Source organism: Novosphingobium sp. FW305-C-30-35, assembly GCF_058783135.1.
Genome location: NZ_JBYSYJ010000001.1, coordinates 498,487 through 509,987, shown reverse-complemented (window position 1 = coordinate 509,987; position 11,501 = coordinate 498,487). Strand labels below are relative to the sequence as shown.

General features: G+C 62.6%; 7 protein-coding genes. All 7 read left to right on the top strand.

The window, feature by feature from the left end; all coding sequences use genetic code 11:
- Window positions 1–6 precede the first annotated feature (6 nt).
- The 7 genes from cysS to AC3WLM_RS02635 all read left to right on the top strand — a co-directional run bounded on the left by cysS (window position 7) and on the right by AC3WLM_RS02635 (window position 11,490).
- Complete coding sequence (cysS, locus tag AC3WLM_RS02665; protein WP_492476523.1) at window positions 7–1,488, top strand: cysteine--tRNA ligase; 1,482 nt, start codon at window positions 7–9, stop codon at window positions 1,486–1,488.
- Window positions 1,489–1,552: 64 nt separating this feature from the next.
- A complete protein-coding gene (locus AC3WLM_RS02660) occupies window positions 1,553–2,491 on the top strand; it encodes a D-2-hydroxyacid dehydrogenase (protein WP_492476522.1) in 939 nt (312 codons plus the stop codon).
- 161 nt (window positions 2,492–2,652) lie between these two features.
- Window positions 2,653–4,308, top strand: coding sequence for an acetolactate synthase large subunit (locus AC3WLM_RS02655; RefSeq protein ID WP_492476521.1), 1,656 nt, complete (start codon window positions 2,653–2,655; stop codon window positions 4,306–4,308).
- A gap of 123 nt (window positions 4,309–4,431) precedes the next feature.
- The gene (locus tag AC3WLM_RS02650) at window positions 4,432–5,868 is read left to right on the top strand and encodes an aldehyde dehydrogenase family protein (protein WP_492476520.1); all 1,437 of its coding nucleotides are present in this window, start codon (window positions 4,432–4,434) and stop codon (window positions 5,866–5,868) included.
- 254 nt (window positions 5,869–6,122) lie between these two features.
- Window positions 6,123–7,472, top strand: coding sequence for a cytochrome c family protein (locus AC3WLM_RS02645; RefSeq protein WP_231735572.1), 1,350 nt, complete (start codon window positions 6,123–6,125; stop codon window positions 7,470–7,472).
- Entirely contained in the window at window positions 7,472–9,460 is a 1,989-nt protein-coding gene (locus tag AC3WLM_RS02640; protein WP_492476519.1) for a GlcG/HbpS family heme-binding protein, read from the top strand. Before AC3WLM_RS02645 ends, AC3WLM_RS02640 begins: the two co-directional genes overlap by 1 nt.
- Entirely contained in the window at window positions 9,460–11,490 is a 2,031-nt protein-coding gene (locus tag AC3WLM_RS02635; protein WP_492476518.1) for a hypothetical protein, read from the top strand. The genes AC3WLM_RS02640 and AC3WLM_RS02635 overlap by 1 nt, the downstream gene beginning before the upstream one ends.
- The last annotated feature ends 11 nt before the right edge of the window (window positions 11,491–11,501 follow it).

Here is an 11,501-nt window from a genome sequence, read left to right as displayed (position 1 = left end):
TGCACCATGTCAGTCCACGGCCCCGCCCCCTTCGCGCCCTCCGCACCGCTCAAGCTGTTCAACAGCCTGACGCGACAGCTCGAGGAGTTCCAGCCCGTCCACGCAGGCGAGGCGCGCGTCTATTCCTGCGGGCCGACGGTCTACAATTATCCCCACATCGGCAACATGCGGGCCTATGTCTTCGCCGACATCCTTGGTCGCACACTGTCGTTCAAGGGGCTGAAGCTCACCCACGTCATCAACATCACCGACGTCGGCCATCTCACCGACGATGCCGATGATGGCGAGGACAAGATGGAGAAGATGGCGAAGGCGCAGGCCCAGTCGATCTGGGACATCGCGCAGCACTACACGCAAGCCTATTGGGAAGACGTCAAGGCGCTCAACATTCGCCAGCCGGCACGCTGGACCATCGCCACGGAATACGTGCCGCAGATGATCGCCTTTGCCGAGAAGATCGCGGCCCGGCACTGCTACGAACTCGACAGCGGCCTCTATTTCGATGTCTCGACCGTGGCCGATTATGGCCGCCTCGCTCGTGCGCAGACCGAGGACGGGGAGGGTCGCATCGAAGCAGTCGAAGGCAAGCGCAACGCCGCTGACTTCGCCATCTGGCGCAAGACACCGCCGGGTGAGAAGCGCCAGATGGAGTGGGATTCGCCATGGGGCAAGGGCGCTCCTGGCTGGCATCTCGAATGTTCGGTCATGTCCGGCGAAGTGCTCGGTTTCCCGTTCGACATCCACACCGGCGGCATCGACCACCGTGAGATCCACCATCCCAATGAGATCGCGCAAAACCAGGCGTTCTGCTGCACGAATGGGCTGGACCTGCCCGCAAATTCCGGCGCTCGGGTGTGGATGCACAACAACTTCCTGGTCGAGCGGTCAGGCAAGATGAGCAAGTCGAGCGGTGAATTCCTGCGGCTTCAGCTCCTGATCGACAAGGGTTACTCGCCGCTGGCCTATCGCCTGATGTGCCTGCAGGCACATTATCGCAGCGAACTCGAGTTCTCGTGGGACGGGCTCTCAGCCGCACTCACGCGCCTCAAGCGCATGCTGATCGCGGTGGGCCATCTCAAGGAGCGGGCGGGCGAAACGGAGGCCCAGCCCGGTCCACGATTCACATCGTTCCTCGAACGTTTCGATGCAGCGGTGTCGGATGATCTCAACACTCCGGTCGCGCTCACCGTTTTCGAGGAAGTGCTCGCGCTGAAAAAGGTCGATGCATCGGAAAAGCTTGCGGCGCTGGCAGCAATGGATGCGGTCCTTGGCATCGGTTTGCTAACGCTTGACCGAAAGGCGCTCCGCCTCAGGCCCAAGGGCGTCGAGATCGAAGAGGCTCAAATTGATGCTGCTCTCGAAGCCCGCAGGGCCGCGCGCGCGGACAAGGACTTCGCCCGTTCCGACGCTCTGCGCGACGAATTGGCCGCCAAGGGTGTGGAGGTGATGGACGGCGACCCGCTTGGTTGGGAATGGAAGCTCGTCTGAACGGGTTTCAATCCGCAATCGATAGGCTAAGTCTCTCGCAGATGTTTTCGGGAGAGAGCTCAGCATGACCGTCCTCGTGATGAATGCCATGGCCGCGCCGCTGATCGAGCCGCACCTGCCAAGGTGGGTGGAGCCGCGGTATTTTCGCAGCGCCGAGGAACTGTTCGAACTGGCACCGGAGGCGGAGATCGGCTGGTTTGACCTCTACCAGCCCGGCGGCATGGACAAGGCAATCCGGCTGGCGACAGGGCTCAAGTGGCTGAACTCGGTCTATGCCGGAGTCGATTTCTTCCCGCTCGATGTGCTTCGGGAGCGGGGCGTGATCCTTACCAACGGCACCGGCATCAACGCTATCACCATCGCCGAATATGTCGTAATGGGCATGCTGACCGTGGCCAAGGGCTATCGCGAAGTTGTGCGCTCGCAGGACCGGCACGAATGGCTGCTCGATAGTCCAGGCAAGGTCGAACTGGCCGGCAGCCGCGCGCTGATTCTGGGCTATGGTGCTATCGGCCAGAGGGTCGATCGCATGCTTCAGGGTTTCGATGTCGATGTGGTCAAGGTGCGACGGTCGCAGGGGCAGGGCACGCTCGGCCCGGACGAGTGGCGTGGTCAGCTCGGTACCTTCGATTGGGTGATACTTGCCGTCCCGGCTACGCCCGAAACCGAAGGCATGATCGGCAAAGCTGAGATTGCCGCGATGAAACCCGGCTCCACGCTGGTCAATGTCGCAAGAGGCAGTGTCGTCGATCAGGAAGCGCTGATTGCGGGCCTGAAGGCGGGCCGCCCGGGCCACGCCTTTCTCGATGTCGTCACCCCCGAACCCCTGCCGGCAAAGCACCCGCTGTGGGACGTGCCTAATGCCCACATCACCAGCCATCTCTCCGGACGTGCCCAGACGCGGATGTTCGAGCGTTCGGTCACGCGCTTTCTCGAAAACCTCGCCCGCTTCCGCTCGGGCGAGCCGCTCCAGCCGCAGGTGGATCTTTCGCTCGGCTATTGACGGCGGGGCGTGACAGCGGCGCGCACCTTTGATAGCCATGCGGGCAAGGGCAGGCGCGGGGGCCATAACGACACGCGCCGGGAACTTCCCTGCGGTCGCATCCAAGTTGGGGAGGGTAACGCAGCCTTGGCCGCGCGTTCCCGTTGATGGAGCGACCAAAAATGGCCGAAGGCAAGAAGGCGTCAGACCTGTTCATCGAGTGCCTTGAGGAAGAAGGCTGCGAATACATTTTCGGCGTTCCGGGCGAAGAGAACCTCGATTTCCTCGATTCGCTGTCCCGCTCGAAAAAGATCAAGCTGATCCTCACGCGCCATGAACAGGGTGCCGGATTCATGGCAGCCACTTACGGTCGCCACACCGGCAAGACCGGCGTCTGCATTGCCACCCTCGGGCCCGGCGCGACCAATTTCGTGACCGCCGCCGCCTACGCCACGCTCGGCGGCATGCCGATGTTGATGATCACTGGTCAGAAGCCGATCAAGAAGTCCAAGCAGGGCCGCTTCCAGATTCTCGATGTCGTCTCGATGATGGGGCCGATTACCAAATTCACCCATCAGATGGCCTCGTCCGACAATATCCCCAGCCGCGTGCGCGAAGCCTATCGCCTCGCCGAGGAAGAAAAGCCCGGCGCAACGCATATCGAACTGCCCGAGGATATCGCTGACGAACACACCGACTCCGTCCCCCTCAAGCGCAGTCTCGTGCGCCGCCCCAATGCCGATGCCAGGTCAATCGCGCAGGCCGTTCACGCCTTGCAGAACGCCAAGGCTCCGGTCCTCGTCATCGGGGCGGGCGCAAATCGCAAGATGACCGGCAAGATGCTGCGCGAGTTTGTCGAGAAGACCGGCATACCGTTTCTCACTACGCAGCTCGGCAAGGGCGTGATCGACGAGCGACACCCCAAGTTCCTAGGTTGCGCAGCGCTTTCGGCCGGTGATTTTGTCCACCGTGCCGTCGAGGACGCCGACCTCATCATCAATGTCGGCCATGACGTGATCGAAAAGCCGCCGTTCTTCATGCGTGAAGGCGGTACGCCGGTCATCCACGTCTCGACCAAGACGGCTGAAGTCGACCCTGTCTATTTCCCCGCCATCGAGGTCATCGGCGATATCGCCAACGCGGTCTGGCAGATGAAGGAAGCGGTCGAGCCAAACCCGGCCTGGAACTTCGATCATATGCTGGCCTATCGCGCTGCCGAGGTCGCGCACACCGCACCGCTCGCCGCCGACACTCGTTTCCCGATCTTCCCGCCGCACCTCGTGCAGCAGATCCGCGATGCCCTGCCTGAGGACGCGATCATCTGCCTCGACAACGGCGTCTACAAGATCTGGTTCGCGCGTGGGTACACCGCCTACCATCCCAACACCGTGCTGCTAGATAATGCGCTGGCGACAATGGGCGCTGGCCTGCCCTCGGCGATGATGAGCGCGATGCTTTACCCTGAGCGCAAGGTCATGGCGATCTGCGGCGATGGCGGCTTCATGATGAACAGCCAGGAGATGGAAACCGCGGTCCGCCTTGGTCTCAACCTCACCGTGCTCATCCTGAATGACAGCGCCTATGGCATGATTCGCTGGAAGCAGGCCAACATGGGCTTCGAGGACTTTGGCCTGACCTACGGCAACCCCGATTTCGTGAAGTATGCCGAAAGCTACGGCGCGCACGGGCATCGTGTCACAAGTTCCGAGCACCTCAAGGAACTGCTCGCACATTGCCGCGATACGCCGGGCGTCCACCTGATCGATTGTCCGGTCGACTATTCGGAGAACGACCAGATTCTCAACAAGGATATCAAGGAACTGTCCAAGGCACTCTAGGGTTCAGGCGATTCATCATGTCGTCACCCCGGGCTTGACCCGGGGTCCCGCTTTTCCACCTGCGGCGGTTCGATAAATAGCGGGATCCCGGGTCAAGCCCGGGATGACGTTGGAGGTTATCAAGTGTCACAGCTCAAGGACGTCTACCCGCTCTATCTCAACAACAAGGCCGTGCAGCCGAACACCGACCTTGCGGTGACGGACAAGTTCACGGGCGAGATCGCGTTCCGCACCGCGCTCGCCACGCCAGACGTGATCGATGAGGCAATCGCCGGTGCGGTCCGCGCCGCCGAACCCATGGCCAAGCTTGCATCCTACGAGAAGCGCGACGTGCTCGACCATTGCGTCCGCCGCTTTGCCGAGCGCAAGGACGAGCTCGCCTATGCCCTTTGCGTCGAAGCCGGGAAGCCCATTGCCGATTCCGAAGGCGAGGTGGGCCGCCTGATCGACACTTTCCGCATTGCCGCCGAAGAAGCCACGCGCAACTACGGCGAAGTCCAGCCACTCGATATCAGCCCCCGCGCCAAGGGCTACATGGGCATGTGGAAGCGCGTGCCGATCGGTCCGTGCAGCTTCATCTCGCCCTTCAACTTCCCGCTGAACCTTGCCGCGCACAAGATCGCGCCCGCCATCGCCATGGGATGCCCCTTCGTGATGAAGCCCGCTTCGCTCACCCCGCTGGGCGCGATCATCATGGGCGAAGTGCTGGCGGAATGCGATATCCTGCCGGAAGGTGCGTTCTCGATCCTTCCTGCCAGCCGCGATGGCGCCGACCTGTTCACGACTGATGATCGGCTCAAGCTCCTGTCGTTCACAGGCTCGCCAGGCGTGGGCTGGGACCTCAAGGGGAAGGCGGGCAAGAAGAAGGTCGTCCTCGAACTCGGCGGCAATGCAGCCGTTGTCGTCGACAAGGATGCCGACTTGGAACACGCGCTCGCCCGCATCATCTTCGGTGGGTATTATCAGTCCGGTCAGTCGTGCATCCACGTCCAGCGCGTGATCATCCACGCCGACATCTACGACCAGTTCCGCGACATGCTCGCCGCCAAGGTCAAGACGCTGAAGTCGGGTGACCCCAAGAACCGCGACACGTTCATCGGTCCGATGATCTCGGCCAAGGAAGCGCAGCGCCTCAAGACCTGGATCGATGCCGCAGTGGCCGGGGGAGCCACGCTGCTCGCCGGCGGTGACTGCGATGGCAACATGCTCGAAGCCACCCTGCTCGAAGGCTGCAGCCGCGATATGGACGTTTATACCGAAGAGGCCTTCGGTCCCGTCGTCATCCTGTCCAGGTTCACGGATTGGGATGCCGCGCTCGAGGAAGTGAACGACAGCAAGTTCGGGCTCCAGGCGGGCCTGTTTACGGCCGACATCCACAAGGTGATGGACGCCTGGGACAAGCTCGACGTCGGTGGTATCGTCGTAAACGACGTGTCCTCCTACCGCGTCGACAACATGCCCTACGGTGGGGTCAAGGATTCGGGCCTCGGCCGCGAAGGGATCCGCTTCGCCATGGAAGACATGTCCGAGATCAGGAACATGGTCATCCGCCGGAAGTGATTTCCGACAAAGAAAGGTGCCTGTCTTTCCGATATGTTTCCAAAGATGCCGATTAGCCACTTGAACCAAGGGGTAAGAGTGTCCTAACCTGAAGATCAACGGGGTCGCATTGCAGCACTTCCGGCAGGAGCTATCGCACAAGGCAAAAGCCGCGCGATATGCAGGGCCGGTGGGGACGAGGGGCAATGCTGGGTACTATCTTGCGAATCAGGCAGCTCGCGGCAACTTGCCGGGCCCTACCGCGCTCCGCCGCCATGGCGATGGCGTTCTGCCTTGTCATGGCCGGAGCCGCCCTCGGTGCATCCTCGCTGGTGTCGCCTTCGCTGCAGGCCCAGGGGACTGCGCCGGCGGTCCTGCGCGGCCACGTCGGTGTCGCGTCATGCGCGGGCTCCACTTGTCACGGCCGTAGCGTCGCCGATGGTGCTGTCGTCCGGCAGGATGAACTCATGCGCTGGCAGGAAGATTCCTCGCCTTCGGGTGCGCACAGCCGCGCCTGGCGCGTGATCCAGGAGCCGCGTGGGCAGGCCATCGTCAGGCGGATGGGGCTCGATGCTGCTGGCATTCAGCGTGAATGTGCGGGTTGCCACGCCTCGCCGGGATCTGCGCGTCCTTCCGATGGCGTCGATTGCGAAGCGTGCCACGGTGCCTCTGGCGGCTGGCTCTCTTCCCACTACACCGTCGGCGCCAGCCACGCCCGCAACGTCGCCCAGGGCATGACCGACCTGACCCGCCCGCAGGTCAAGGCGCAGGTCTGCCTTGATTGTCATTTCTCCGGCGATGCCAAGGGCCAGTTCATCGCCCACCGCATCATGGCCGCAGGCCACCCGCGCATTTCGTTCGAGCTGGACCTGTTCACCACGCTCCAGCAGCACCACGATGAGGACGCCGACTACGTTCAGCGCAAGGGCGGCAAGACCAACTCGATGCGCATGTGGGCCGTGGGGCAAGCCGAGGCCGTGAAGCGCAGCCTTGAGCTGTTCAGCCAGCCGGCGCGGGCCATGGATGGCATCTTCCCCGAGTTCACCTTCTACGATTGCCACTCATGCCACCGCCGCATTTATGACGGTGAGGATGGAAACGTCACGGCGATCCGCAATCCCGGCCGCCCCGTCGATCTTGGCACGCCTCCCTATAACGACGAGAACATGATCATGCTTCTGGCGGCTGCGCGTGTCATCGCGCCGGATGCGGCTGCCACGTTCGACGCGCGGGCCAAGGCGTTCCACCGGGCGATGCTGGCGAACCGCGCAGAGACCGTCGCCGCGGCCCAGGCACTTCGCCAGTCTGCCGATGCGCTGTCTGCGCGCTTCGCCTCTGCCAGCTTCACGCGGGAGCAGACCTTCGCGATCATGGACTCGATTGCCAGCGACGCGATTGGCGAACGCTTCACTGATTACGAGGGGGCCGTGCAGTCGGTCATGGCTGTCGATACGCTGCTCAATGGTCTCGTCAATCAAGGCATGGTCTCGCCAGGTTCCGCCAGCGGTCTGCGCGTCCAGATCAACCAGGCCTATGCCGCCGTTCGTGATCCGAACGGTTTCCAGCCTCTCTCATTCCGCCGCGCCCTCGGCAGCGCGGTACGATCCATCCGGAGCCTTCGCTGATGCGCATGCCGTTGGCTCTCCGGCAGACCACCGCCGTCGCACTCGCGCTCTCTCTCACTTTGTCTGGGTGCGGCGGTGGTGACTCTGGCTCGGGCGGGACATTCACGCCGACACCTACCCCGACATCGTCTTCGCGTTTTTTCGCTGATCCAGCGCAGGAAGCCCTGACTGTCGCGGAAGTCCAGCAAATAATTGCGCAGGCAGTGGGCGAGGCCAAGGCCCTCAACTACCCGGCGATCATCGCAGTGGTCGATCGTGTCGGCAACGTGCTTGCCGTTTTCCGCATGAACGGTGCTGCAACCCGGATGATCATCAGCCCGCGCACCGCCACGGGCGAGATATCGCCGCGTGAAGTCGATGCGCAGGGGCTCGAAGTCGAAGCGACGATGGGAGCCATTTCGAAGGCTGTCACCGCCGCCTACCTTTCGTCGAGCGGGAATGCCTTTTCCACCCGCACGGCCAGCATGATCGTGCAGGAGCATTTCCCGCCGGCGCCGAATACGCCCGGCCTGGAATCCGGCCCGCTCTTCGGCGTGCAGTTCAGTCAATTGCCGTGCTCGGACCTTTCCGCCCGATTTGCCGCGGGCAATGCCGGAAGCGCCGCCTTTATCGGTCCAAAGCGCGCTCCGTTGGGGCTGGCTGCCGATCCAGGCGGACTCCCGCTTTACAAGAACGGGGTCGTGGTTGGCGGCATCGGCATCATGGCCGACGGCGATTATGCCTACGATCCCGATGTGACCGACGTCGACGGCGATCCGGAAGAATTCATGGCGCTCGCCGGCATCCAGGGCTTCGCACCACCGGCAGAGATTCGCGCCGATCGCATTCCGGTCGATGGTTCCACGCTGCGCTTTGCCGATGCGCGGGTCGAAGGCCTTCATCCGCTTCAGACCAGTTTTTCCGCAATTAACAACACGGCAGGCACCCTCATTCCCGTGCGTGGCTATTATGATGGCACCGCGGTTCTTGCTGGAACGCCCTATGGAACAGAAGCCAGCGGCATTCGGCGTGCGACCCCGAGCGAGTTCTCGCTGGCCGACGCCTACGTCCTGAGCAACGGGTCTGGCGCAAACCGCTATCCCATCAAGGGCGGGACCGATTCCGCTGCCGTCGGCACGGCTTTGACCGCTGCAGAGGTGCGTGCCGTTCTCGAAGAGGCCTTCACGATCATGACGCGCGCCCGCGCGCAGATCCGCCGCCCCCTCGATAGCCGCGCACAGGTTTCGATTTCCGTTGTCGACACCTACGGCGAGGTGCTCGGCCTTGTTCGCGGGCCTGACGCGCCCATCTTCGGGATCGACGTTTCGCTCCAGAAGGCGCGCACCGCTGCATTCTTTTCCAATCCGGTCGCAGCCGAGCAGCTTCTCGCCAATACCGATGCGGAAATCCCCGCATTCGTGCAGCGTACCCGCGATTTCCTCGGCGATCAGACGGCTCTCACCGGCAAGATCGCTTTCGCTGACCGATCGGGCGGTAACCTGTCGCGGCCCTTTTTCCCTGACGGAGAAGTTGGCCGTCCCCATGGACCGCTTTCTCGCCCGATCACGGATTTCAGCCCCTTGGCCACTGGCCTCCAGATCGCTCTGGTCAAGGCCAACTTGTTGCAGCACGCGGTTTTCGTCGAAGGCTCTCTCAACGCGCGTGACGTGGTTCAGCGCTGCACGGCGGTCCCGGACACCCCTACCGGCAAGAAGCGCATTGCCAACGGCATCCAGATTTTTCCGGGTTCGGTTCCGATCTACCGCAACGGCAAGCTGGTCGGTGCCATCGGCATTTCCGGTGACGGTATCGATCAGGACGACATGATCGCTTTCCTGGGAACGCACAATGGCGGTGCCAAGGTGGGCACCATCGGCAACGCGCCCAAGGAAATTCGGGCCGATACCATCGTCGTCCCGGTCGGCCAGGGCGTTCGCCTGCGCTATGTGAACTGTCCTTTCGCCCCGTTCCTCGATACCGCTGACCAGAACGTCTGCGAGGGCAAGTGATGCAGCAGGTCGCTCTCCTTCTCGGACCGGTTCTCGGCATTACCACGCCGGCCTCCCAGCCCGTCACCCTGCCGTTCCACGTTTTGGCAGCCGTAGACGCGGCTTCTCCCGGTGCGGGGGATCCGCAGGAGGCGGCGAACCCGCAGAGCGATGCCGCGGCCGGGCAGGAAGCTGCTGCGCTCCCGGGTGGTGAAACCGATGCCGATGGTGCGCTGATCGATGGGCGTCGCCGCCCCGGCTTCAACAAGCAGCTTCCCGAGAAGGTCGAGCAGGACAATCCCGGTGCGGTCAATGCTCCGCCGCCGGAAGCCTTCTACGACAAGTACGATGGCGAGGGGCCCGTGGGCGATCTCGGCCTTGATGTGGCCCTGCCTGACCGCTGGCGTATCATGTCTTCGCTCTGTCCACAGACGGACAAGGCGACCGGCAAGAAAGACCGCTCGCTCTACACGCTATTCCCGAAGCTCGAATACGTCTGTCATTCGCAGCTCGATCCGTTTCATCATAACCTGCTCAAAGGCGATCGTCCCCTGGCGCGGGGCAAGCGCCCCGGTTTCCTGAAAGGGGATGACTGGTATCTGCTGGCCGGCGCGGTTTCCGATACCGTGGTCGAGCCGCGCAGTTTCCCGATCCCGGTCGGCAACCAGACCACGACCAATCCCAACGCGATTGACGTCTTTGGTCGTAGCCACAGCCTGGTGCTGTCGCAGACCTTCATCGCCAGCCTCTCGCTGCTCAAGGGCATGACGGCCTACAAGCCGCCCGTGGTCGAGTATCGCATTGCGGTGGCTGGCAACATCAACCACGTCGAGGTGCCGGAACGGCGCGTCCTGTTCGTCGAACCTTCAAAGGGAACCAAGCGTACCGATGGCTTCATCGGACTGCAGGAAGCCTTCATCGATTATCACATCGGCCGGTTCGATACGAAGCGCTACGATTTCATATCCTTGCGTGCCGGCATCCAGCCGATGCAGTCGGACTTTCGCGGGTTCCTCTTCAACGACAACCAGTTGGGCGTGCGCCTCTTCGGCAACCGCGACAACAACCGCGTGCAGTTCAACCTCGCCGCGTTCTGGCGGCTGGAGAAGGAAACCAATTCCGGGCTGAACGACGTCAGCCGGGCGCCGCGCAACGATTGGGTGTTCATGGCGAACCTCTATCGCCAGGACTTTCCCGTTGTCGGCCTGACCAGCCAGGTCTCGGTGACTTACAACATGAACCGTGAACGCAACGACATCACGGTCGATACCAATGGCTTCCCGGTTCGCCCGGCGCTGATTGGTGATCTGCGCGGTCGCGAGTACGACGTGGTCTATCTCGGCTATGCTGCAGACGGCCATATCGGACGCCTCAACCTCACCGCGCAGGCCTACGCTGCACTGGGCGAGGACCGGAACAATTTCCTCACCAGCCGCGCGGCCGAGATCAAGGCGTTCATGGCCGCTGCCGAAGTCAGCTATGATTTCGACTGGACCCGCGTCCGCCTTTCCGGCCTCTGGGCAAGTGGCGACAGTGATCCTTATGACAAGACCGAAGGCGGTTTCGACGCCATCTTCGAAAATCCCCAGTTTGCAGGCGCGGACACCAGCTACTGGATTCGCCAGACGATCCCGTTCGCCGGCGGTGGCCGCAACATCTCGGTCAATGGTCGCAACGGCATCCTGAACTCGCTTCGCTCATCCAAGGAGCAGGGGCAGTCCAACTTCACGAACCCGGGTACGATGCTGCTTGGTCTGGGTACGGATTTCGACCTCACTCCAACTGTGCGGGTCTCGACCAACCTCAACCATCTCTGGTTCGAGAACACCAAGATCCTGCAGGTGCTGCGCAACGAAGGTTCGATCCCGCGCGACATTGGCTGGGATGCTTCCGTCTCGGCAATTTGGCGGCCCAACGCTTCGCAGAACCTCGTCTTCCGCCTTTCGGGCGCCGTGCTTGATCCTGGGGCGGGCTTCGATGATCTCTTCGCCCAGATGGGCAAGGCAAGCCGCTTCTATTCCGTCCTCGCCAACGCGACCCTGGCCTTCTGATGACCCAGCCC